Below are 23,342 nucleotides of genomic sequence, written 5' to 3' on the forward strand. Positions count from 1 at the left end.
TTCGCATGATGAACACGGATCACACTCCCACGTACGGGAAGTCGGAACCACCGTGGCCGCACCATCACCGCGGGCCCCCTGTCGTTACCCGCTCGCGACCGGATCCCCGCCGGGGGAATTTACCCATCGGTTACGTTCATGTATACGCATGACCTTGTTCGCTGCACAGGAGTAGCCCGATGGCGACAATCGAACACCTGCGGACCGATCCCGACCTACCGCCCGTCGGGGTGGTCGACCGGTCCCCGATAACCCCCGCCAAGAAGGCGCTCTTCGCCGTGATCGCGATACTCGGCGGCATCGCGTGGGCGGTGCTGGCCGTGGCGCGTGGCGAATCGGTGAACGCGGTATGGATCGTCATCGCCGCGGTGAGCACCTACATCATCGCCTACCGGTTCTATGCGCGGCTCATCGAATACAAGGTGGTCAAACCGCGCGACGATATCGCGACACCGGCGGAGATCCTGGACAACGGCAAGGACTTCATGCCGATGGATCGGCGGGTGTTGTTCGGTCATCACTTCGCGGCCATCGCGGGAGCGGGACCGTTGGTGGGCCCGGTCCTGGCGGCGCAGATGGGATATCTGCCGGGCACGCTGTGGATCGTGCTCGGGGTGGTGTTCGCCGGGGCGGTGCAGGACTACCTGGTGCTGTGGGTGTCGATGAAGCGGCGGGGACGCAGTCTCGGGCAGATGGCGCGGGACGAACTGGGTGCCATCGGTGGGGCCGCGGCGATCGTCGCGGTGCTGGTGATCATGGTGATCCTGCTGGCGGTGTTGGCATTGGTGGTGGTGAATGCGCTGGCGCACAGCCCGTGGGGTGTGTTCTCCATAGCCATGACCATTCCGATCGCGCTGTTCATGGGCGTGTACCTGCGGTATCTGCGGCCGGGCGCGGTCGGTGAGGTGTCGGTGATCGGGTTCGCGCTGCTGATCCTGGCGATCATCGCGGGCGGTTGGGTATCACAGAACGAGACGTGGGCCGGCTGGTTCACCTTCCACCCGGTGACCATCTCCTGGATGCTGATCGGCTACGGCTTCATCGCGTCGGTGCTGCCGGTGTGGCTGCTGCTGGCGCCACGCGACTATCTGTCGACGTTCATGAAGGTCGGCACCATCGGGTTGTTGGCCGTCGGCATCCTGGTCACCCTGCCGACATTGCAGGCGCCCGCGATCTCCGATTTCGCCGGCACCGGCACCGGCCCGGCGTTCGCGGGCGGCCTGTTCCCGTTCCTGTTCATCACCATCGCCTGCGGTGCGCTCTCCGGGTTCCACGCGCTGGTCTCCTCGGGAACCACGCCGAAACTCCTGGAGAAGGAGTCGCACACCCGAATGATCGGATACGGCGGCATGCTGATGGAGTCGTTCGTGGCGGTGATGGCGATCATCACCGCGTCGATCATCGACCAGCACCTGTACTTCGCGATGAACGCTCCGCTGGGCGCGACGGGTGGCGCACCGGAAACGGCCGCCGCCTACACCAACTCGCTCGGGCTGTCCGGCCCACCGGCCACCCCCGCCGACTTCGCCCGGGCCGCGGAATCGGTCGGTGAGGAGAGCATCATCTCCCGCACCGGCGGCGCGCCGACCCTGGCCGTGGGGATCTCCGAGGTGTTCGGGCAGTTCCTCGGTGGCGCGAGCATGAAGTCGTTCTGGTACCACTTCGCGATCATGTTCGAGGCGCTGTTCATCCTCACCACCATCGACGCGGGCACCCGAGTGGCTCGGTTCATGCTGTCCGATTCGCTGGGCAATCTCGGGGGACCGATGCGGCGATTCAAGGAGCCGTCGTGGCGGGTGGGGGCCTGGATCTGCTCGGCGCTGATGGTGGCGGGCTGGGGATCCATCCTGCTGATGGGGGTGACCGACCCGCTGGGCGGTATCAACGCGTTGTTCCCGCTGTTCGGTATCGCCAACCAGCTGTTGGCGGCGATCGCGTTGGTCGTGGTGTCGACCATTCTGGTGAAGAAGGGGCTCACTCGATGGGTGTGGATCCCGGGTGTCGCCCTGGTGTGGGATCTCGTCGTGACGATGACCGCGTCGTGGCAGAAGGTGTTCTCCGCCGATCCGGCGGTCGGGTATTGGAAACAGCACAGTATCTGCCGCGCGGCCCGCGACGCGGGACAACTGTGTCTGACGGCGAAAACACCCGACGATGTGGACGCGGTGGTCCGCAACACCTTCATCCAGGGCACGTTGTCGATCGTGTTCGCGGTGCTGGTGCTGGTCGTGGCGCTCGCCGGCGTCATCGTCTGCTACCGGTCCTGGCGGTCGGGGGTCTCGGAGACCACGGAGTCGCCGGAGGAACCGTCGAAGATCTTCGCTCCGAGCGGGTTCATCGCCACCGCCGCGGAGCGGGAGGTGCAGCGGCAGTGGGACGAACTGGTCGCCGAGGGCAAGGCGGCGGTGCCCGGGGCGGCGCGGGCGGAGGTGCACGGTGGTTGACACATCCGTCCCGGCGTCGCGAACCGACCCGGCGGCGCCGCGTGGCGGCCGGTCGTCCTGGCGCGACGGCGTGGCGGCATCGGGCCGCGCCGCGCGGTCGGTGCTGTGGTGGTTCGACGGTGTCCTCGGCGGACAGGACTATCAACGGTATGTCGCGCATATGCGGCGGGCGCATCCGGGAAGTCCGGTGGCGAGCAAGCGGGAATACTGGCGCGAACGTTACGACGAAGCGGAACGCAACCCGGCCACCAGGTGCTGTTGATCCGATCGACGTCCCCGCCGCGATGTCCGATTTCCGCTGGCCTCGGCCGGTCGGCGGCTGACATCGTAGACGGGTGACCACCACGGCACTGGACTTCGAACGCTGCTATCGCGCGGTATCCACTCGGGACTCCCGCTTCGACGGACAGTTCTTCACCGCTGTCCGTACCACCGGGATCTACTGTCGCCCGTCCTGTCCGGCGATCACCCCGAAACGCACGAATGTCACGTTCCTACCCACCGCCGCGGCCGCGCAACAGGCCGGATACCGGGCCTGCCGACGGTGTCTGCCCGATGCCACCCCCGGCTCACCGCTGTGGAACACCCGCGCGGACCTGGCGGCGCGCGCCATGCGGCTGATCGGTGACGGGCTGATCGAGCGCGGCGGTGTGCCCGCGCTCGCCGCCGCGCTCGGCTATTCCGCACGACACCTGACCCGGGTCCTCACCGGCGAACTGGGCGCCGGACCACTCGCCCTGGCCCGAGCCCACCGGGCACACACCGCGCGGCTGCTGATCCAGACCACCGATATGCCGATATCGGAGATAGCGTTCGCGGCCGGATTCGCCAGTATTCGGCAGTTCAACGAGACGATCCGCGCGGTATTCGCGATCAGCCCCACCGCCATGCGCGCGGAGGCCCGCCGGGCGAACGGCCGCCCGGCATCGAGCGGCACCGGCACCCTGACCTTGCGACTGCCCTACCGCGCTCCCCTGGACCGACGCTGGTTGGAGTGGTTTCTATCCGCGCATGCGGTGCCGGGCCTGGAATCGTGGGAGAACCACGACTATCGCCGGAACCTGCGCACCCCGCACGGATACGCGGCGGTGCGGCTCACCATCGGCGACGGTCATGTCGAGGCCGAATTGTCGCTGCGCGATATGCGCGATCTGGCACCGACGGTGGCCCGGCTGCGGCGGCTGCTCGATCTGGACGCCGATCCGGTCGGGATCGACGATGCGCTGGGAGTCGGGTCCGCGGACGGGCCGCCGTTCACGGCCGGTATTCGGGTGCCGGGTTGTGCCGACGGCGCGGAACTGCTGTTGCGCACCATGATCGGACAGCAGATCTCGGTGGCGGCGGCCACCACCCACACCGCTCGGCTGGTCGCCGCACTCGGCGAGACGGTCGGCGGCCCGGTTCCGCGACTGTTCCCGACGCCGGAGACCATCGCCGAACACGGCGCCGAAGTATTGACCGGTCCCGCGCGCCGGATCCGGGCCATCGTCGCCGCCGCGACCGCATTGGCCGCCGGGGATCTGGTCCTGCACCCGGCCCGCACCGCCGCGGATCTACGCCATGATCTGCTGTCGCTCGACGGAGTGGGACCGTGGACCGCCGACTATGTGACCATGCGGCTGTCGGCCGACCCCGACATCCTGCTGCACACCGATCTCGTCGTCCGGCAGGGCGCCGCCCGACACGGTATCGACCTCACCGACACCCGGCGCTGGGCGCCGTGGCGTTCGTATCTGTCCATGCAGCTGTGGCGGTGCGAACTCACCGCCCGCGCAGTTCCCGCGGCGGTCGCCGCAACAACGAAAGCGAGTAGCGAATAATGTCCGCTCCCACTGTATCCCCCGTCCCTGTCCTCGGAACCTCCACCCGCACGGCCGATTACGCGACGATCGACACCCCACTGGGACCGTTCACCGTGCTGGTGGCCGGCGATGGTGCGGTACTGGCCTCGGGGTGGACCGCCGACGCAGAACAGTTGCGCGTCCTGATCCACCCCACTCTTCGACCCGGCGAACTGCGTTCCAGGGATGCGCTCGGCGAGGTGAGCGACGCCGTCGTGAACTACCACCGCGGTGATCTCACCGCCATCGATACCGTGCCGGTGCGCCAATATTCCGGTGAATTCCTGCAGCACGCCTGGGAGGTGCTGCGCGGTGTCCCCGCCGGTTCCCCCGTGACCTACACCGATTTCGCCGCCCGCGCCGGGCGACCGGCTGCCACCCGCGCCGCCGCCAATGCCTGTGCGCGCAATGCGGCCGCGCTATTCGTCCCGTGCCATCGGGTGGTGCGCACCGACGGCTCGCTCGGCGGGTTCCGCTGGGGGCTGCCGGTCAAACGCCGCCTGCTCGACCACGAGGGGTGAACGACAGCAGCCGAAGGTCGCCTACGGACTGCCGCGCGGGACGATCCAACGCTGATCGGATCGATTACCTACCGCGGCGAGTATCTCGAAATCGACATCGTAGTGGTACAAGCACCGGCCGGTGCTCCGCCGCGATCACCGCCGTCGGAAGATCTGCGGTACCTACCGCACGGACACATCCCTCGGCGGGCCGGTTCCCGAAGGTCGAGGTGACGTGTAATGGCCGTGGGTCGACCTGACCATCGAATCCTGATTTGAAGGTTTACTCGTTCTCTCGTGGTCATTTCACGTCAAACCTTCCACTGAAGATTCAGAGTTACGATAACAAGGCATGTCACCGAGTGGGCTCGATCCGATGACCGAAACGACCACGTCGCATATGGCGTCGAAAAGGGCTCGACCGGTGATCGCCGCCGGTCGTCGTCACTCCGTCGGCGTGCGCCCTGATGGTTCGGTAGTGACGGCGGGGATTCCCTCGGCACCGGAGTGCGGCGTCGGTACCTGGCGCGACATCGTGGCCGTCGCTGCGGGAAATGTGCACGCGTTCTCGAACACCGGCCGCTCGCACACGGTGGGCCTGCGCTCCGACGGCACTGTCGTCGCCGTCGGCTGGAACGGGAACGGTCAGTGCGATGTCGCAGACTGGTCGGGTGTCGTGGACATCGCCGCCGGCTGGCGCCGCACGCTGGCGGTCCTCGCGGATGGCACCGTGCGCGCGGCGGGCCGAGCGAAGGAGGGGGCGTGCGATGTCGGCACGTGGAGCGAGATCGTTGCGGTAGCGGCCGGTGATTGGCATTCCCTCGGCCTTCGAGCAGACGGCACGGTCACGGCAGCGGGAATCAACCGTCGAGGGCAGTGCGAAGTCGCCGGCTGGCGCAATGTGCGTATGGTCGCGGCAGGCTGTCTGCACTCCGTGGCCGTCACCGAAGACGGACGGGTGCTCGCGGCCGGAGCCACATCTGCCGGTGTGACGCAGGTGTCCGATCGGCGTGATGTGGTCGCGGTGTCCGCGGGGAGCTATCACACGGTCGCCGTCGACACACGAGGCCGAGTATTCGCCGCCGGCGACAACAGCCATGGACAGTGCGATGTCTCGTCATGGCGCGACATCGTGGCCGTCGCCGCCGGATCGACACACACCCTCGGACTGCGCAGCGACGGGGTCGTTGTCGCTGTCGGCGACAACGACAACGGTCAGTGCGACACCACACAGTGGCGACTCCGGCTCCGCTGAGCGGATTCGAGGAACTCGTCCACCACTCGACCCTTTACCGCCCGGAGGCCGATCTGTCCCATGCAAACGCCGCGCCGCCTCCACACCGCCTGCGAAAACCGGTCACCGTTCTCACGATTGGTCGACGTTCCCGATCAGTGCGATCAAGCGACGGTGGTGCGCAGATGGGAGCCATTACGGCCCCGCACCACGTGGAGACGGCTGGGGATGCGCTGCCGCATCTCGTCGACATGACTGACGATGCCGACCACTCGACCGCCGGCACGCAGATCGTCGAGGACTCCCATGACCGCGTCGAGGGTATCGGTGTCCAGACTGCCGAACCCCTCATCGATGAACAGGGTGTCCAGGGCCACTCCACCGGACTCGGCGGTGACGGTATCGGCGAGACCGAGGGCCAGGGAGAGCGAGGCCATGAAGGTCTCACCGCCGGAAAGGGTTCTGGCGGGACGGATGGCGCCGGTGTAGTCGTCGCGGATATCGAGACCGAGACCGCCGCGACGTCCCCGCGGCCCCGCCTTGTCGCTGTGCACGAATTCGTAACGGCCGCCGGACATCCGCCGCAACCGAACGGAACCGGCCAATGCGACCTCCTCCAGTCGGGCGGCCAGCACATAGGAACGCAGCGACATCCGGCGATTGTTCGCACCCCGACCGGCGACCACTTCGGCCAGACCGGCCAATTCCTCGTGGCGGCGTTGGGCGGGCGCTATCAGATCCACCGCCGCCCAGAGTTGACCGCTCAATTCCTCGAGCCCGGTCACCCGTTCGGCCGCCGCCGCCCGATCGGCGACCGCCTCGTCCAAGGCCGCCCGCGCCGACCGTACGGCCGCCTCCAACGCCGGAAGGTCGGCCGGTTCGGTGGCCGCCGCCGCCTCGATCTCCGGCTCGGCCAATACCGCTTCCGCATGGGCGCGTTCGTGTTCCGCGGCGAGCAGGGCGGCCTCGGTATCGACACACCACTGTTTCGAGCGGGTCGCCTCGGCGATCACGGGGGCGTAGGAACGGAAGACCGCCAGTGCGCGCTCCACACCGACCTCGGCACTTTCCCCGTCGCGCTCGACCGGGTCGACTGGAGCGAAACCCGCTGCCTCGGCCAACTTTTCGACTCGCTCGGCGAGCGCCGCAACATGTTCCCAGGCGGTACGGGCAGCAGTGCGGGCATCCCGCCATGCGGTGGCCACGGTGACGAGGGTGTTCAGCCGGCCGATACGGCGTTCGATCGCGCCATCGGCCCCTGCGGCTTCACGGAGTCGTTCATCCAGTTCCCGCAATCGGGTTTCGGTCGCGGCGATCCGAGTGGCGACCGCACCCCGTTCGGTCTCGCAATCGCGCAGTTCCTCGTGCAGCCGGTTCTCGTCGGTCCGCAACCGGGTCAGTTCGGCGTTCCATTCGTCCGCGTGGCCGGCCAGATCATCGGCGTCGTCGTAGCGCTCGGTGGCCGCCCGCAGCGCGGCGGCCAGTTCGACCTGGTCGGTATCACCACCGCGGGCGGTCAGAGCTTCGATATCGCGTTCGAGATCGGCGATACGACCCAGCACCCGGTCGCGAGTCTCCTCGGCGGCCCGCTCCTCGGCGACGGCCGCGTCCTCGGCGTCCTTGGAGACGGCGTCCTCCGTGGGCCGGGCCGGGGCCGGATGTTCGAGCGAACCACAGACCCCGCACGGTCGACCGGCGACAAGTTGCCCGGCCAATTCGGCTGCCATACCGGCCAGCCTGCGCTCACGCAGTCGCAGGACGCGCTCCCTGGCGTCGAGGTGAGCGGCACGCGCGGAATCCAATTCGATACGCGCCCGGTCGAGTTCGGTTCGTCGACCGGCCAGATCCACGGCGGCGGAGGCGGCGACCCGCAGTCGATCGCATTCGGCCGCCAGCCCCGGCAGGGCCGCATTGGCCTCGGCCGCCTCCCGCACCCGTACCTCCGCGGCGGCGATGGCCGCGGGCAGCTCCGCCCGGCGACGGGTCAATTCCGCCACGCGCGCGCGGAGCGCGGTGTCCGTATCACGTAGTTCGGTGAGCTCGCCGGTCAATCGGGCCGCGGTGGCCGCATCGGAACGCACCTGCGTTACCGTGCCGAGCAGGGTGCTCCAACGGCGGATGGCCAGATCCAGGGCGACGTCCGAACCGGGCTCGGGCGCACCGGATGCCGGGGCCACGGGCCCGGAAGCCGCCGGAACGAGTTCACCGCCCGGGATATCAGCGCTCGCGGGCTCGGCCAGCAGATCGGTCAACCGCGCCCGGGCGCGCGCGGCGTCACCGTCGCGGCGGCGGGCGGTTTCCACCGCGGCGCGCGCCTCGTCGAGGGCGGCCGCCACCGGTTCGGCGCGGTGGGCACGGTCGAGCTCGCCGCGGACCGCTGCGCGCTGTTCGGCGCCGGCGGTGTAATCGGCCAGACGCCGCCGCGCGGCGTCCAACCGGCGACGCAAATCGGCGAGTCGGCGTTCGCTTTCGGCCCGTTCGTCGGCGGCGGCCGATTCCTTGCGCCGGAGTTCGAGTTCGGCGGTGGCAGCGTCCAGTTCACGGCGGGCGGTGGCCAGTAGCTCCTGAGACCATTCGGCGGCTTCCAACGGGCCGACGGTTTCGGTGGTGCCGATACCCGCCGTCACCCCGATCCGAGTGATCAGATTCTGGACATTGCGCAGCTGATCGGAAAGTTTGGTTTCGGAGGCACGGCGCTGATCGGCCAACCACTGTTCGGCCGCGCCGAAACGCTCGGTATCGAACAATTTCTCCAACAGCTTCTCGCGGTCCTCGTTCTCGGCCCGCAGAAAACGCGCGAAATCACCCTGAGGCAGCAATACCACCTGGAAGAACTGGTCGGCGCTCATACCCAGCAGTCGTTTGACCTCTTCCCCGATATCGGGGATACGGGACAGATTTCGCCCCTGCCCGTCCAACCATGTCAAAGTGGCCTTGGGCTGTTCGATTCGGGTTCCGGTTCCACGCAATTTGGGACGTTCGAATTCCGGGCTGCGGGTCAATCGCACACGCCGTCCACCCAAAGTCGCCTCGAGCATCACCCGCGGCGGGGTCTGGGGTGAAGCGTGGTCGGAGTGCAGTCGTTTGTCGCCACGCGCCCCGGGCACCCGCCCGTACAGCGCGAAGGCGATCGCGTCGAGCACCGTGGTCTTACCCGCACCGGTCTGCCCGTGCAGGAGGAACAACCCGTCGGCGCCGAGCACATCGAAATCGACGGCGGTGGGTTCGGCGAACGGGCCGAACGCGGTCATCTCCAGCCGGTGCAGCCTCATGCGGGTTGTTCCACGACACCGGCGCTCGGACCGGATTTCGCGACGCGTGCCCCGGCAGCGGCCTCGGGATCGCGGACCGCGGCGGAGATCGCGCGTTCGATCCACGCCATCTCCGCGTCGGTCGGCGCTCCGCGCACATCCGTCAGGAAACTGTGGGCTACCTCGGTGTCCCGGCGTCCCTTCACTCGCTCACGGTAGCGCAGTTCGGTATCACCGTGCGGCTGTTGCCATTCCACATGCACCGCGTGCGGAAAACGTTCCCGTAGTCTGCGCATGGCATCCACCGGCCGGGCATGGTCGGTGAGAGTGGCCGAGACGTAGTGCTGTTCGGCCGGTTCGTGCGCCGGATCGGCGAGCAACTCGTCCAAAGTTCCGGTGATCCGGCTCAGACCACGAACCAGCGGAAGATCGTATCGGCGCACCGCGGCGAGCCCGTCGGCGTCCAGGTCCGCGATCCACACCGCCTTGCGATGGGAGCTTTCCCCGAACGAGTACGGAAGCGGTGAACCGGAATATCGCACCGACTCTGCGAGCACCTGCGGTGAATGCAGATGCCCGAGCGCGACATAGTCGAAACCCATATCGGTGAACATCCCCAACGGCACCGTCTCCACCCCACCGACCGATATGGAGCGCTCCGACCCGGTGGCCTGGCCGCCGACGACGAAGGCATGCGCGAGCAGGATGGTTCGGGCGTGGGGCCGGTGCTCCATCTGCACGCGAATCCGGCCGAGCACCGCCTCGAGCACCTCGGTATGCGAGCGGGCCTGCGGAACATCGAGTTCCACCCGGGCCACCTCCGGCTCCAGATACGGGATACCGAAACAGGCGATCTCGCCGTGCTCGTCGGTGAACAGCACCGGCCGGTCGGCGTCGGCGACCGTGGTCCGCAGATGCAGTCCGCCGGCCGCCGCGAAACTCGCCCCGGCCCCCAGCCGGGCGGGCGAATCGTGGTTGCCGGATGTCGCGACGATTTGCGCCCCGGCCGCGCGGATCACCTCGAATCCCCGGTTGCACACCGAGATCGCGTCCGCGCTGGGAATCGACCGGTCGTAGACATCGCCGGGCAATACCACCAGGTCCACCGATTCCGTGGCCACGAGCTCGGCGACGGCCTCGAGAACCCGCTCCTGGTCGGCGAGCAGGTCGACCCCGTGGAAGGTCCGACCGATATGCCAGTCCGACGTATGCAGGATTCGCATGACCGCGAACTTAGGGCACCGCACCGCCGGACGCCAAGCCCCACCGTTACCACTCGGCCCGTCGGATTTCCCACCGATGGGGGACGCCACACGTGAGACTCACCACTTCCGACGACGACCACCCCGGATGAGGCCCGGCACCGTCCGGGCCGGCCGTGCCGTCTCACCTGTACGCGCCGTGGACGATAGTGTTCACACGTGGCTGCTTCCCAACGTGTGCAATCCCGGGTGCCCGCGCCGCAACGTTCGGTCGTTCCGACGGTGCCGGGCATCCCGGCCGGTGCCGCCGTCGGGGTCGCGGTTGTCCTCACCCTCCTGGGTTTTCTGATAGATGCCCTCGGTGGTGGCGCCGAGCTCACCATCACCTTCAGCGCGCTGTACGTGCTGGGCTGTGTCGCCGCCGTTTGCGCCGTGCGGTTTCGTGGGTTGTTCACCACGATGGTGCTGCCGCCGCTACTGCTGTTCGTGGCGGTTCCGCTGGCCTACCGGCAGCTGACCGGCGGCTCCGATTCCCTCAAGGACATCCTGCTCAACCTGGCGGTTCCCCTGGTGAACCGATTCCCGACCATGATGATCGCCACCGCGCTGGTGCTGTTGATCGCCGGTGTGCGTATTGCGATGCACCGCTCGGCGAAGGCCGACGAGCCGAGGCGCGGCGGTGGCGCGGGTCGCGGTCGCGATGCCGGCGACGGGCGGTCACAACGCACCCGAGGCGCGGCCGAGCGCCGTTCGAAGCGACCCGAAGCAGGTAGACGTGGTCGCCGCTCGGAAGAGGCCGAGGAACCATCCCGGCGCTCCGGCCGCCGTCGTCCCGCTCCGGTCGCCGAGGCCCCGCCGGCGGTGCGGGGGCGCGACACCACCGCGAAGCGGGGCCGTGACGGGCGTGCCCGAACCCCTCGGGGAGCCGCTGCCCCGCGCCCGGACGAACCGGCGCGGGCCGTGTCCACCAAGCGACGGGCGGCACCGGCCGCGCAACCCGCCCGGGTTCGTGAACCAGTTCGTTCGGACCGCCGTCGCAACCCCGAATCCTGGTGATCGCGGAGCCGCCACCCGAACGGGGTGGCGGCCCGAGGGGCCGCACCCGCGTCGATCCGAGCGGGTGGCGCAGGCAGTCGTTCAGCGACGCGCCGAGCGCAATTCTCGGGGCAGGGCGAAAACCAGTGTTTCGTTCGCCGTGGTCACCGGCTGCACCTCGTCGAACCCGTGTTCGGCCAGCATGTCCAGCACGCCCCGCACCAGGATCTCCGGGACCGAGGCGCCGGAGGTGATACCGACCGTCTGCACCCCTTCCAGCCACGCCGGATCGACCTCGCGGGCGAAATCGACCAGATACGACGCCTTGGCTCCGGCGCCGAGCGCTACCTCCACCAATCGTTTCGAATTGGAGGAGTTGCGCGAACCCACCACGATCACCAGATCGCATTCCGGGGCCATGGCCTTCACCGCGACCTGACGGTTCTGGGTGGCATAGCAGATATCGTCGCTCGGCGGATCCTGCAGCGCGGGGAAACGCTCCCGGAGCCGGGCCACCGTCTCCATGGTCTCGTCCACGCTCAAGGTGGTCTGTGACAGCCAGATCACCTTGTTCTCGTCACGCACGGTGACCTTGTCCACGGCGTCGGGACCATCCACCAACTGGACGTGCTCGGGTGCCTCACCGGCGGTTCCCTCGACCTCCTCGTGGCCTTCGTGGCCGATGAGCAGAATGTCGTAGTCGTCACGGGCAAATCGCTTGGCCTCCTGGTGCACCTTGGTCACCAGGGGACAGGTGGCGTCGATGGTGTGCAGATTGCGCGCTGCCGCAGCGGCGTGCACGGCCGGCGACACCCCGTGCGCGGAGAACACCACGACCGCCCCCTCGGGGACCTCGTCGGTTTCGTCGACGAAGATCACCCCGCGTTCGGCCAGGGTTTCCACCACATGGCGGTTGTGCACGATCTCCTTCCGCACATAGATCGGAGCACCGTGCTTCTCCAGGGCCTTCTCCACCGTTTCCACGGCGCGGTCCACGCCCGCGCAGTATCCGCGCGGTTCGGCGAGCAGCACACGTTTACGGTCGGCGACGGCCGCTCCGGTACCCGCGGAGCGGGTAATTCCGACATTCAACGGTATAGCCGAGGACATGCCCACAGCTTACGTGTCGCACCGAATCATCACCGTGTCGCCGAACCTCTTTTGCACCGGACACCCGATCGGGCAGGCTTAGGAACATGTTTCGACCACCGTTTCTGGCCCGGGTCGCCGCCGGCGCCGCCGTTTATGTTCTGGAGGAAACCCGACGACTACCGTCGGCAGCGGCGCATTTCCCGGTGACCGCCATCAGCCAACTACTGCAGACCGGTATGCACCTGCAGCAGTTCGTCACCAGTTTGGCGATCAAGGGCGATGCGGTTTTCGACCGATTCACCAATCGACCCGTCGAACAGCCCGAATGGGCCACCTTCGACGAAGATCTGTCATCCGATTCCGGTAATTCGACCGATTCCGATAATTCGACCACCCGGGACAGTGGTTTCGACCGTTTCGTGTCCGATCCCGACGAGGTCGAACTCGCCCTGGCCGAGACACTCGCCGGACTACGCGCCCTACAGAACCAGACCAGCGGCAATTCCGGCGAGACCACGACCGCGGTCGCCGAGGACGACGAGACCCCCACCGACAACCTCGCCACCGAAGCCGAGGCATCCGCCCCACCGGCAACCGACCGGCACGACAACACCGTGGACGCGGCTTCGACGGAATCCGAGCCGCGACTGCCGGAGGTCGCCGCCCGCTTCGACTACCCGAACATGTCCCTGGCCCAATTGCGCGGGCGGCTGCGTACCCTGACCCTCGACGATCTGACCGCCCTGCTCGAATACGAGGAGCAGACCCGTGCCCGCGCCGCCTTCGTGACCATGCTCACCAACCGCATCGCCACCGTACGAGCCCGGTGACCGACAATCCCGCGTCGGCACGCACACCGGTCGACCGGAGCGGAGCCGGCCGACCACCTCAACGTGCCACCGCCCCGGCCAACTCCTCCGACCATCCGTGGCCGGTGCGCTCGGTGGCGGTCAAGGTCGCCCAGTGGATCGACCGGCTCGGCAGTATCTGGGTCGAGGGACAGATCACGCAGATGAACCTGCGTCCGGGCACCCGGACCGCATTCCTGGTGCTGCGTGATCCGTCCGCCGATATGTCGCTGTCGGTGACCTGCGATCCGGCGCTGCTGCGCGATTCCCCCGCCCCGCTGCAGGAAGGCAGCCGGGTGGTGGTCTACGGCAAACTGTCCTTCTTCACCGGACGCGGCACCCTGTCGTTGCGGATCACCGAGATCCGCCCGGTCGGTATCGGTGAACTGCTGGCCCGGATCGAACGGCTGAAGACGCTGCTGGCCGAAGAAGGGCTGTTCGATCCGCAACGTAAACGCCCCATTCCCTTTCTGCCCGGCACCATCGGTCTCATCACCGGTCGGGCCAGTGCCGCCGAACGCGATGTGCTCACCGTGGCGCGTTCCCGCTGGCCGGCCGTGCGGTTCCGGATCCGCAACACCGCCGTGCAGGGGGCCGGCGCCGTACCGCAGTTGCTGGCGGCCCTGACGGAACTGGATCGCGACCCGGAAGTCGACGTCATCGTGCTGGCCCGCGGGGGCGGTAGCGTCGAGGATCTGCTGCCCTTCTCCGACGAGGAACTGTGTCGGGCCATCGCGGCGACCCGCACTCCGATCGTGAGCGCCATCGGGCACGAACCGGACAATCCGATCAGCGATCTGGTCGCCGATCTCCGCGCGGCCACCCCCACCGATGCCGCCAAACGCCTGGTCCCCGATGCCGCCGCCGAGCTCGCCCTGATTCGCGAACTCCGCGGCCGCGCGGCCGCCGCCCTGCGCGGCTGGGTCGACCGGGAGGCCCGGCTGCTGAGCCAATTGCGCTCCCGTCCGGTTCTGGCCGATCCGCTGCGTGAGCTCGAACACCGCGGCGACGAGATCGAACGCCTGCGCGCGGCCGCCCGCCGCTGCGCCGAACACCTGCTCACCGCCGAATCGACAACCATCACCCACCTGCACAGTCGGCTGACCGCCGTCGGCCCGGCCGCCACGCTGGCCCGCGGTTACGCCGTGGTTCAGCGAGTCCATGGAAGCGAACGGCATATCGTGCGCGGTATCGACGACGCGCCCGCCGGTAGTCGGTTGCGTATCCGCGTCGGCGACGGCGCGATCACCGCCGCCGCCCTCGGTACCACCCGACTCGGCGGCACCACCGACACCGAGAGGACCTGACGTGCCCGAACCCGGCGCCGCCCCCACCGACAAGGCAGCCGCCGAACTGGCCGAAATCGCCGGCTTCGGCTATGAACGTGCCCGCGACGAACTGGTCAATGTGGTCAAGATGCTCGAACAGGGCGGACTCGACCTCGACGATTCGCTGGCCCTGTGGGAACGCGGGGAAGCCCTCGCCGCCCGGTGTGAGCAACACCTGGCCGGTGCCCGGCAACGGATCGAGGAAGCCCTCGCGCGCGCCGAGGAGGCGGATGCCGACGAGAGCGCCGACGAAGCCGAATCGTGAGCATCCGCCGGGCCGCGCGCCCCGGCGAACGGTTCATTTCCGCAGCGGACTCGCCTCGGTGACCGCCCGCGCGAGAGTGGTGAAGGCGTCGTCGTCGCCGGCACCGCGGATCAGGACCCGACTCGCCCCGAAGTCGGCGATCCATGCCGGTTCTACGTCCGGATCGCCGTAGACGACCCATTTCTGCTCGCCGATCTGCCGGGTGCCGTTCGCGTAACGGGTGTCCGCGATATGCCGAGCCAATACCTCCTCGGCGGCATTGCTCTGGCTGAGCTGCATATAGGTGCCCCGAGGCGTGATGTAGCCGATGGTACTCACCGTGCCGCCGCCCGCCTCGGTGATGGTGTCACGGCTGCCGGAGTTCGGCGACCAGTCGGCGGGCAGTCGCGGTTCCCGAATGGGAAACGACAGATTCTCGGCGTCCGAGCGCAGCGCGGCTGCGGCGTCGAAGCTGGGGATCGGTCCTTGGGTGGGACCGCCGGCGGAGAAGCTGCACTGGCTGGCCGCACCGGCGAAGACCACGGCGATCAGCACCAACGGGATCAGCGAGAGCAGCAGGTCCCGATAGTCGTTCATGATGCGTGGCTTTTGATACGACACGCCTCAAGTATCCACTCGGTCGCGGCGCGAGCGGTTCCGCCCCCGGTACCGGCGTACCAGGTGTGCGCCGGGATACATCGCGACGATGAGACAATTGTCCGGTACGCACGACGCCAAGGAGGCACCCCCCAATGACGGCATCATCGACCGCACCGAGCCGCCGCGAGGCACCCGATCGCAACCTCGCGCTCGAACTGGTCCGGGTGACCGAGGCGGGCGCCATGGCAGCCGGTCGCTGGGTGGGACGCGGCGACAAAGAAGGCGGCGACGGCGCCGCGGTCGACGCCATGCGGCAGTTGGTCAGCTCGGTGTCCATGCGCGGCATCGTGGTGATCGGTGAGGGCGAGAAGGACGAGGCGCCCATGCTGTACAACGGCGAACTCGTCGGAGATGGCACCGGCCCCGAGGTCGATTTCGCGGTGGACCCTATCGACGGCACCACGCTCATGTCGAAGGGCTCGCCGGGCGCCATCTCGGTGCTCGCCGTGGCCGAACGTGGCGCCATGTTCGACCCGTCGGCAGTGTTCTACATGCACAAGATCGCCGTGGGCCCCGAGGTCGCCGATGTCATCGACATCACCATCCCGATCGGTGAGAACATCCGCCGCGTGGCCAAGGCCAAGAAGGCCTCGGTATCCGATCTCACCGTGTGCATCCTGGACCGCCCGCGGCATGCCGAACTGATCCACCAGGTGCGGGAGGCGGGGGCGCGTATCCGCCTGATCAGCGACGGCGATGTGGCCGGCGCCATCGCGGCCGCCCGACCGGACTCCGGCACCGACATCCTGGTGGGCATCGGCGGCACCCCGGAGGGCATCATCGCGGCGGCGGCGATGCGGTGTATGGGTGGTGCGCTGCAGGGCAAGCTGGCGCCCAAGGACGATGAGGAACGGCAGAAGGCAATCGACGCCGGCCACGATCTCGATCGGGTGCTGTTCACCGAGGACCTGGTCTCCGGGGAGAACGTCTTCTTCTGCGCCACCGGTGTCACCGACGGCGATCTGTTGCGCGGTGTGCGCTATTTCGGTGGCGGCGCGTCCACGCAGTCCATCGTGATGCGGTCGAAGTCGGGCACGGTGCGCATGATCGACGCCTACCACCGGCTGACCAAGCTGCGGGAATACTCCTCGGTCGATTTCCACGGCGACGAGCACGCCGCGCCGCCCCTGCCCTGATCCGTTCCGCTCTCGCGACACCCGGCCGCCGAATTCGCCTATCCGGCAAATTTCTGGCATAAGGTTCGATGCAGGTATTTCCGTGACAAGATCCACGTAAACCCCTATTCGGCAGCATCGTGGCGACTCCCCCGGATGCGCCGCGGTGCTGCCGCCACGCATCGGCCAGGCGGTGAACCCGAGCTGTATCCCTCATCGCGCCGGCCATTTCGCGAGAGGACGGACAATGGAACACTTCGTTCGACGTTCGGCCGGATTGACCATCGCGCTCGCCGCAGCGGGCCTGCTCGTAGCCGGATGCGGCGATGACGATTCCTCGGTATCGGATGCCGTGGGCTCATTGACCTCGGCTGTTCTGCCCGGCGGCACCACCGCCGAGAGCAGCCCGGCCGAGGGCTCGCCCACGGAAACCACCGGAGCCGAGGGGACGGCCACCGGTACCGCCACCCCCGGGGCCGAAGCCGGCGAGACCAAGGTCCGTACACCCGATGGTTCGGAGATCAGCGTCGCCGGCACGATCTACCAGAAGTACGACGAGGCCGGCGGCCCCTCCGGCCCTCTCGGGCTACCGGAGGGTCCCGAGGAGACCGCCCCCAACGGCGGCCGCTATCAGGACTTCGAGGGCGGCACCATCTTCTCCAGCGATGAAACCGGCAGCCATATCGTCTGGGGAGATATTCGGGAGGAGTGGGAGCGCAGCGGCGGCGCCGAGGGCCCGCTCGGTTTCCCGACCTCCGACGAGGAGGACACCCCCGAGGGCAAGAAGAGCGAATTCCAGGGTGGGACCATCACGTGGAACTCCACGGACCGCTCCACCACGGTTACCGAGAAGTAGCAGCTCACCTCGATCCATGATGGTGGGAGTCGATCGGCCACCACCCACGGCCCGCCGACTCCCACCTCGGACGAACACCGGCTAGGTTGTGGGGGTGCAAACTCTCTTGACCGACCGTGAACTGTTGGAATCGCTCGCGGTCGAGGTGGAAACCGCCTTGCGGCGCCACATCGACGCGGCCGTCGAATGGCAGCCGCACGACTACGTCCCCTGGGACGACGGCCGCAATTTCGCCTTCCTCGGTGGCAGCGACTGGGAACCCGAACAGTCCGAACTGAGCGAGGTCGCCAAACTGGCGCTCACCGTGAGCGTGCTGATCGCCGACAACCTGCCCTCCTACCACCGGGAACTGGGCAAGCACCTGCGCACCGGCCCCTGGTGGCGCTGGGTGGGCCGGTGGACCGCCGAGGAGAACCGGCACGCCATCCTGCTCCGCAACTACCTCATGGTCACCCGCGCGGTGGACCCGGTGGAGCTGGAACGGCGGCGCATGGCGGAGATGACCGCCGGTTTCCGTCGGGAACCGCTGCATCTGCTGGATATCCTGGCCACCGCTGCCTTCGAGGAGAAGGCAGCGGCCGTCCGGCATCGCAATACCGCGGCCCTGGGAGAAAACCCGCTGGTCACCTCGATCGGTGAGCGACTCGCAGCCGATGACGAACTCCAGGCACGCTTCTTCACCGAGGTCATCGGCGCCGCCTTCGAGCAGGTGCCGGATCAGACCATGCGCGCCGTCGCCGACCGGGTCGCCGCCTTCCGGGTTCCCTCCTTCACCCTGCCCGATGGGCGCAGCACCGATCAGGCCCTGGCCGAGGCCGGTATCTACGATCCGGCCCGACAGGGCGAACTGGTGTTCGCCCCGCTATTGGCCGAATGGAATGTGTTCACCCGCACCGACCTGGGCGAACTCGGCGAGGCAGCCCGCGCCGAACTCGGCGGGCTCGCGGGTTGATCGAGCCCGTGTGTCCGGCGGCTCGGTGACAACCGGGGCGTCCCCGATCGCGTCATCACCCGGTATGGCGCGATCAGGGGTCAGTCCTGATCTTCGACCCGGGTCATGGACAGCACATCGAGGCGTCGGTCGAGCTCTTCCTCGGTGAGCCGGTCGGAGATCAGCCCCCGATCGATCACCGTCTGCCGGATGGTCTTCTTCTCCCGCAAGGCCTCCTTGGCGACCGCCGCGGCCTCCTCGTAGCCGATGGCAGAATTCAGCGGCGTCACAATGGACGGCGACGATTCGGCCAGGATGCGCAGCCGTTCGGTCTCCGCGACCAGTCCGCGAATACACCGGTCGGCGAACAGTCGCGAAACCGCGGCCAGCAGTCGGATGGATTCGAGCACATTGCGCGCCATCATTGGGATGTAGACGTTCAACTCGAAATGCCCACCGGCCCCGGCGAAGGCGACGGCCGCATCGTTGCCGACCACCTGCGCGGCGACCTGGGTAACCGCCTCGGGCAGTACCGGGTTCACCTTGCCCGGCATGATGGAGCTGCCCGGCTGGAGATCCGGCAGTCGCAGCTCGGCCAGTCCGGTCGACGGACCCGACCCCATCAACCGGATATCGTTGGCTATCTTGGTCAGGCTCACCGCCACGGTGCGCAATGCGCCCGATACCTCGACCAGACCATCGCGCGCCGCCTGCGCCTCGAAATGATTCTGGGCCTCACGCAGCGCGTCCAGACCGGTGATCCGCACCAACTCCGCGACGACCCGCGCCCCGAAATCCGCCGGAGCGTTGAGACCGGTTCCCACCGCGGTACCGCCGATGGGAAGTTCCCCCAACCGCGGCAGGGTCGCCATGAGACGTTCCATACCGGCGGCGACCTGCCGGGTATAGCCGCCGAACTCCTGGCCGAGGGTCACCGGCACCGCGTCCATCAGATGGGTGCGACCGGATTTCACCACCGTGCGCCATTCCACCGATTTGTCCAACAACGCCAACCGTAAATGTTCCAGTGCGGGAACGAGTTCGGTGATAACCCCCTCGGTGGCGGCCAGATGGGTGGCCGTGGGGAAAGTGTCGTTGGACGACTGCGACATGTTCACATCGTCGTTGGGATGCACGGTGACGCCATTGGCCGCGGCGATCGAGGCGATCACCTCGTTGGCGTTCATATTCGAGCTGGTGCCCGAACCGGTCTGGAAGACATCGATCGGGAACTGGTCGTCGTGGCGGCCTTCGGCGATCTCGTTCGCCGCGGCGATGATCGCGTTCGCCTTGTCCTCGGCCAGTAATCCCAGATCGCGATTGACCGTGGCACAGGCGGCCTTGAGCAGACCGAGCGCCCGGATCTGGGCGCGTTCCAACCCACGTCCGCTGATGGGGAAGTTCTCCACCGCCCGCTGTGTCTGGGCCCGCCACAGCGCGTGCACGGGAACGCGAACCTCGCCCATGGTGTCGTGTTCGATGCGGTACTGCGTTTCCTCCATGACTCGACCCTAATGGCGTTACCGGGCCCCGGCCCGCCGACAGACCGCGCGACCCACCGACTCCGATGCGGGAGCCGAGGTTCTTGCGAGTCGGATGCATCGACAATGCTCTTCAGCTGCCCGCGTGTCCGAAACCGGGGTTCACGATGGGGTCGCCGACATGAACCGACAGAATCCTCCCCTGCGCGTCGAGGATGATGTCGCGCGGCCATGCGCGGTAGATGGTGTCACCGGAAAGTCCACCGGGCGCCAGAATCTCGGACTCGTTGTAGGAGTCGGGTGCGTATCGGCCGTAACGTGCCTGGGCATCATGGAAGGTGGCGCCGACGTCGATACCGTAGGGATGGTAGACCTCGTGCATGTAGTGGCGCTGGCGGTAGGTACCGCTGAATAAATCCTCCTCCAGGTCGCCCTTGGCCACCAGGTTCTCGATATCGGTGTGATCGACACGACCGTTCTTGACGCGGTCCAGCAGGAAACTCCGCCCCACGGTGTGCTCCGGGCTCATACTCAGCGAAACGAACCCACTCCCATGGGGCAAGCCGCCGGTATGGGCGCTGACATTGAGGTCGTTCGGATTCTTCGGATGAAAGCCACTTTCGAACAACTCCGGCCCGCGCTGGTCCATCCGGTACAGCGCGTGCTCGGGTCGGAGAAAAGCGCCTCCGGCCCATCGATCACGCCAGACCGGCACCAAACCGTCTCCTTCGTAGTTGACGACTATCCGTCTCAGGTCGATCGGCACCGCCGCATCCGACAGCGCTCCCGAAGGTGGACGGCGCGTGAGATGCGCGGGAAGTTCGTCGTCGGGGCACCCAGGACGGAAATAGTCCGCATATTTGTGTTGGTAGTCGTTGCCCAACTGGCCGGTCCGACCATTGAGCACGTCGTCGAGAAAAGCCCGATTCACCGGGTGCCCGGCCTGCCATGGGGCGTTCCCGCCGTTGTCGAGGCCGGACCCCTGTACGAACAAGGCGGCATCCCGGGAGCTCCCCGCACTCTGTTCGGCAGTCTGTTTCAGCTCGTGGGAGGTTGCGCGCGGAACCGTCTCGCCTGCCGCACCCGCCTTCCGGAACGCTTCGAGCGCACGTGTAACGACTACTCTACGAAACCATCCGCTGACCATTCGACACCCACATCCGAGACGAGGCGACACCGGTTCCCATCGCAAAGCGATTCGACCCGCCGCAAAGCGATTCGACCCGCATTACCGCACGGTGATGTAGCCCCCGCACTCGTCGTTCCCACCCGATCTTGTTCCCACCCGATCCCGCTCCCGCTCGACACGCTAGCACCCGAGGTGTCCATCTTCATAACGAAAATCGGCTCCTCGATGGTCGGCACCGGTCGATCCGGCGCCGACCAAGGCCCGTGTTCCTTTCACCATCGGTCCAGGCTGTTGGAGACACCGCTCCGAGGCCGAGCAACTCGCTGACCCGATATGCCGAGATCTCCTTGCTCGTCAACGCGCCGGGAGCGTGTACGAATGGAGGTCCGGTCACATTTTTCGCCATTGCCGGGGTTCGAAGACGTTCAATTCCCCATCGTCGGAAAGAAACAGCCGAACCGTGGTGGAGCTACGCATGCCCCGGCCCCGAATATCACCGGAGAATCCCACCCCGGTGGTGGGCCTACGCGCCCGCATGGCCAACTCGGCTTCGCTCGGCCGATAGTTCCGTTTCCGCTCGGAAACCACCCGCATCGGATGCGGTGTCATCGTGGGATGCGGTGTCATCGTGGTGCGCGGCCGATCGCAGATGATCGACCAGAGAAGGCCGAGCGGCCCACCACGGACCGGATGCCGTGGTGGGCCGCTCGGTTGTCGATCAGACGTTGGGGCCGTATTCCTCCAGCATCTCCGTGACCAATGCAGCGATCGGCGAGCGTTCGCTACGGGTCAGGGTGATATGGGCGAACAAGGGATGACCCTTGAGTTTCTCGATTACCGCGGCGACACCGTCGTGCCTGCCGACACGCAGATTGTCCCGCTGGGCCACATCGTGGGTGAGCACCACCCGGGACCCGGTGCCCAATCGGCTGAGAACCGTGAGCAGCACATTGCGTTCCAACGACTGCGCCTCGTCGACGATGACGAAGGAGTCGTGCAGGGAGCGGCCCCGGATGTGGGTGAGCGGCAGCACCTCCAGCATGTCGCGGCTGAGCACTTCTTCCATCACTTCCCGACTGGCCAGCCCGTCGAGGGTGTCGAAGACGGCCTGCGCCCACGGCCCCATCTTCTCGCTCTCGGTGCCGGGCAGATAACCCAGCTCTTGGCCGCCGACGGCATACAGCGGCCGGAAAACCACCACTTTCCGCTGGGTGCGGCGTTCCAATACCGCTTCCAGCCCGGCGGTCAGGGCGAGCGCGGATTTACCGGTGCCCGCGCGACCGCCCATGGACACGATGCCGACACTTTCGTCGAGCAGTAGATCCAATGCGATCCGTTGCTCGGCGGAGCGCCCGTGCAACCCGAATGCCTCTCGCTCCCGGACGAGTTGTACCCGCTTGTCCGGCGTCACCCGCCCCAAAGCACTGGAGGTGGGGCCCAACAGACGAATACCGGTGTGGCACGGCAGCTCTCGCGCTTCGTCCAGATCGATCACCGATTCGCTGTAGAGCTCATCGATGCGATTGGAGGCCACGTCGATTTCGGTCATACCGGTCCAGCCGGAGGTCACCACGTCCTGGGCGTGATATTCCTCGGCCCGCAGACCCACCGAACTCGCCTTGACCCGCAATGGGATGTCCTTCGACACCAATACCACCTCCTGGCCTTCGGCCGCGAGGTTGAGCGCGCAGGCCAGGATGCGGGAATCGTTGGTCTCGGTGCGGAAGCCCACCGGTAGCACCGCCGGATCGGTGTGGTTCAACTCCACGTGCAATGTGCCGCCTTCGGTGCCGATCGGCAACGGCTGATCCAGCCGTCCGTGCTGCACCCGCAGGTCGTCGAGCATGCGCAACGCTTCCCTGGCGAACCAGCCGAGCTCGTGATGATGACGTTTGCCTTCGAGTTCGCTGATGACCACCAGCGGCAGCACCACACGGTGCTCACCGAATCGGGTCACCGACCAGGGGTCCGATAACAGAACCGAGGTGTCGACAACGAAGGTCTTGAGGCCTTTCTCGAGGGAGCGAGCGGTCGCCGTGGGAGCGGATACGGAGCGTGCAGCAGTCACGGTAGGCTCCTATCGTCTGCGCGGCACCCACACAGACAGTCTCGCTGGGCCGGTCGGTCCTGATGGTGTCGACGGAAACGTCA

General features: G+C 67.3%; 20 protein-coding genes. 12 read left to right on the forward strand and 8 right to left on the reverse strand.

Features of this window, described 5'->3' with window-relative positions:
- Window positions 1-179 precede the first annotated feature (179 nt).
- The 5 genes from ON32_RS17315 to ON32_RS17335 all read left to right on the forward strand — a co-directional run bounded on the left by ON32_RS17315 (window position 180) and on the right by ON32_RS17335 (window position 6,040).
- Window positions 180-2,444: a carbon starvation CstA family protein gene (locus ON32_RS17315; protein WP_040792010.1), complete on the forward strand. Its 2,265-nt coding sequence runs from the start codon at window positions 180-182 to the stop codon at window positions 2,442-2,444.
- Between the two features lie 70 nt (window positions 2,445-2,514).
- Window positions 2,515-2,706, forward strand: a complete 192-nt coding sequence (locus ON32_RS17320) for a YbdD/YjiX family protein (RefSeq protein ID WP_040792011.1) — start codon at window positions 2,515-2,517, stop codon at window positions 2,704-2,706.
- A 73-nt stretch (window positions 2,707-2,779) separates the two neighbouring features.
- Window positions 2,780-4,264, forward strand: coding sequence for an Ada metal-binding domain-containing protein (locus ON32_RS17325; protein ID WP_040792012.1), 1,485 nt, complete (start codon window positions 2,780-2,782; stop codon window positions 4,262-4,264).
- Complete coding sequence (locus ON32_RS17330; protein WP_051133369.1) at window positions 4,264-4,806, forward strand: methylated-DNA--[protein]-cysteine S-methyltransferase; 543 nt, start codon at window positions 4,264-4,266, stop codon at window positions 4,804-4,806. Before ON32_RS17325 ends, ON32_RS17330 begins: the two co-directional genes overlap by 1 nt.
- Window positions 4,807-5,263: 457 nt before the next feature.
- The gene (locus ON32_RS17335; protein WP_245551118.1) at window positions 5,264-6,040 is read left to right on the forward strand and encodes an RCC1 domain-containing protein; all 777 of its coding nucleotides are present in this window, start codon (window positions 5,264-5,266) and stop codon (window positions 6,038-6,040) included.
- Window positions 6,041-6,183: 143 nt separating this feature from the next.
- Here the strand turns inward: ON32_RS17335 and ON32_RS17340 are convergent, their stop codons facing one another.
- Both ON32_RS17340 and ON32_RS17345 read right to left on the reverse strand, forming a co-directional pair.
- Window positions 6,184-9,291 carry an AAA family ATPase gene (locus ON32_RS17340; protein WP_040792013.1) on the reverse strand — a complete coding sequence of 1,036 codons (3,108 nt, stop codon included), beginning with the start codon at window positions 9,289-9,291 and terminating at the stop codon, window positions 6,184-6,186.
- A complete protein-coding gene (locus ON32_RS17345) occupies window positions 9,288-10,493 on the reverse strand; it encodes an exonuclease SbcCD subunit D (protein WP_040792014.1) in 1,206 nt (401 codons plus the stop codon). Before ON32_RS17345 ends, ON32_RS17340 begins: the two co-directional genes overlap by 4 nt.
- A gap of 198 nt (window positions 10,494-10,691) precedes the next feature.
- Between ON32_RS17345 and ON32_RS17350 the strand changes: the two genes are divergently transcribed.
- Window positions 10,692-11,528 (forward strand): DUF6542 domain-containing protein, encoded by an 837-nt coding sequence (locus ON32_RS17350; RefSeq protein ID WP_217998073.1) that lies wholly within the window; start codon window positions 10,692-10,694, stop codon window positions 11,526-11,528.
- An 81-nt stretch (window positions 11,529-11,609) separates the two neighbouring features.
- Here ON32_RS17350 and ON32_RS17355 read toward each other — a convergent pair whose 3' ends face one another.
- Window positions 11,610-12,617 carry a 4-hydroxy-3-methylbut-2-enyl diphosphate reductase gene (locus tag ON32_RS17355; protein ID WP_040792015.1) on the reverse strand — a complete coding sequence of 336 codons (1,008 nt, stop codon included), beginning with the start codon at window positions 12,615-12,617 and terminating at the stop codon, window positions 11,610-11,612.
- 86 nt (window positions 12,618-12,703) lie between these two features.
- Here ON32_RS17355 and ON32_RS17360 point away from each other — a divergent pair, with 86 nt between their 5' ends.
- The 3 genes from ON32_RS17360 to ON32_RS17370 all read left to right on the forward strand — a co-directional run bounded on the left by ON32_RS17360 (window position 12,704) and on the right by ON32_RS17370 (window position 15,040).
- Complete coding sequence (locus tag ON32_RS17360) at window positions 12,704-13,429, forward strand: lipid droplet-associated protein (protein WP_040792016.1); 726 nt, start codon at window positions 12,704-12,706, stop codon at window positions 13,427-13,429.
- 104 nt (window positions 13,430-13,533) lie between these two features.
- Window positions 13,534-14,754: an exodeoxyribonuclease VII large subunit gene (gene xseA, locus ON32_RS17365; RefSeq protein ID WP_245551124.1), complete on the forward strand. Its 1,221-nt coding sequence runs from the start codon at window positions 13,534-13,536 to the stop codon at window positions 14,752-14,754.
- Window position 14,755: 1 nt separating this feature from the next.
- The gene (locus ON32_RS17370) at window positions 14,756-15,040 is read left to right on the forward strand and encodes an exodeoxyribonuclease VII small subunit (RefSeq protein WP_040792017.1); all 285 of its coding nucleotides are present in this window, start codon (window positions 14,756-14,758) and stop codon (window positions 15,038-15,040) included.
- 33 nt (window positions 15,041-15,073) lie between these two features.
- Here the strand turns inward: ON32_RS17370 and ON32_RS17375 are convergent, their stop codons facing one another.
- Complete coding sequence (locus tag ON32_RS17375; protein WP_040792018.1) at window positions 15,074-15,640, reverse strand: DUF4245 domain-containing protein; 567 nt, start codon at window positions 15,638-15,640, stop codon at window positions 15,074-15,076.
- A 131-nt stretch (window positions 15,641-15,771) separates the two neighbouring features.
- On the opposite strand from ON32_RS17375, the gene glpX reads away from it, so the two are divergent.
- The 3 genes from glpX to ON32_RS17390 all read left to right on the forward strand — a co-directional run bounded on the left by glpX (window position 15,772) and on the right by ON32_RS17390 (window position 18,602).
- Window positions 15,772-16,815, forward strand: coding sequence for a class II fructose-bisphosphatase (gene glpX, locus ON32_RS17380; RefSeq protein WP_040792019.1), 1,044 nt, complete (start codon window positions 15,772-15,774; stop codon window positions 16,813-16,815).
- 226 nt (window positions 16,816-17,041) lie between these two features.
- On the forward strand, window positions 17,042-17,650 hold the full coding sequence (locus ON32_RS17385; protein WP_040792020.1) for an LGFP repeat-containing protein: 609 nt from the start codon (window positions 17,042-17,044) through the stop codon (window positions 17,648-17,650).
- Window positions 17,651-17,744: 94 nt separating this feature from the next.
- Window positions 17,745-18,602, forward strand: coding sequence for an acyl-ACP desaturase (locus tag ON32_RS17390; RefSeq protein ID WP_040792156.1), 858 nt, complete (start codon window positions 17,745-17,747; stop codon window positions 18,600-18,602).
- Between the two features lie 80 nt (window positions 18,603-18,682).
- Here the strand turns inward: ON32_RS17390 and ON32_RS17395 are convergent, their stop codons facing one another.
- The 4 genes from ON32_RS17395 to phoH2 form a co-directional block, all read right to left on the reverse strand.
- Complete coding sequence (locus ON32_RS17395) at window positions 18,683-20,083, reverse strand: class II fumarate hydratase (protein WP_040792021.1); 1,401 nt, start codon at window positions 20,081-20,083, stop codon at window positions 18,683-18,685.
- A gap of 112 nt (window positions 20,084-20,195) precedes the next feature.
- The gene (locus ON32_RS17400) at window positions 20,196-21,056 is read right to left on the reverse strand and encodes a hypothetical protein (protein WP_040792022.1); all 861 of its coding nucleotides are present in this window, start codon (window positions 21,054-21,056) and stop codon (window positions 20,196-20,198) included.
- Window positions 21,057-21,581: 525 nt separating this feature from the next.
- Window positions 21,582-21,800, reverse strand: a complete 219-nt coding sequence (locus ON32_RS17405; protein WP_157224223.1) for a hypothetical protein — start codon at window positions 21,798-21,800, stop codon at window positions 21,582-21,584.
- A gap of 109 nt (window positions 21,801-21,909) precedes the next feature.
- Window positions 21,910-23,259, reverse strand: a complete 1,350-nt coding sequence (phoH2, locus tag ON32_RS17410) for an RNA 5'-3' helicase PhoH2 (protein WP_040792024.1) — start codon at window positions 23,257-23,259, stop codon at window positions 21,910-21,912.
- Between the last annotated feature and the right edge of the window lie 83 nt (window positions 23,260-23,342).

The sequence above is a fragment of the Nocardia paucivorans NBRC 100373 genome (assembly GCF_000308675.1).
GTDB classification, from domain to species: domain Bacteria; phylum Actinomycetota; class Actinomycetes; order Mycobacteriales; family Mycobacteriaceae; genus Nocardia; species Nocardia paucivorans.

Coding starts and splice junctions, on each gene's coding strand:
- ON32_RS17315 (WP_040792010.1), top strand. CDS start 180: ATGGCGACAATCGAACACCTGCGGACCGATCCCGACCTACCGCCCGTC.
- ON32_RS17330 (WP_051133369.1), top strand. CDS start 4,264: ATGTCCGCTCCCACTGTATCCCCCGTCCCTGTCCTCGGAACCTCCACC.
- ON32_RS17340 (WP_040792013.1), bottom strand. CDS start 9,291: ATGAGGCTGCACCGGCTGGAGATGACCGCGTTCGGCCCGTTCGCCGAA.
- ON32_RS17345 (WP_040792014.1), bottom strand. CDS start 10,493: ATGCGAATCCTGCATACGTCGGACTGGCATATCGGTCGGACCTTCCAC.
- ON32_RS17355 (WP_040792015.1), bottom strand. CDS start 12,617: ATGTCCTCGGCTATACCGTTGAATGTCGGAATTACCCGCTCCGCGGGT.
- ON32_RS17360 (WP_040792016.1), top strand. CDS start 12,704: ATGTTTCGACCACCGTTTCTGGCCCGGGTCGCCGCCGGCGCCGCCGTT.
- glpX (WP_040792019.1), top strand. CDS start 15,772: ATGACGGCATCATCGACCGCACCGAGCCGCCGCGAGGCACCCGATCGC.
- ON32_RS17385 (WP_040792020.1), top strand. CDS start 17,042: ATGGAACACTTCGTTCGACGTTCGGCCGGATTGACCATCGCGCTCGCC.
- ON32_RS17395 (WP_040792021.1), bottom strand. CDS start 20,083: ATGGAGGAAACGCAGTACCGCATCGAACACGACACCATGGGCGAGGTT.
- ON32_RS17405 (WP_157224223.1), bottom strand. CDS start 21,800: ATGACACCGCATCCGATGCGGGTGGTTTCCGAGCGGAAACGGAACTAT.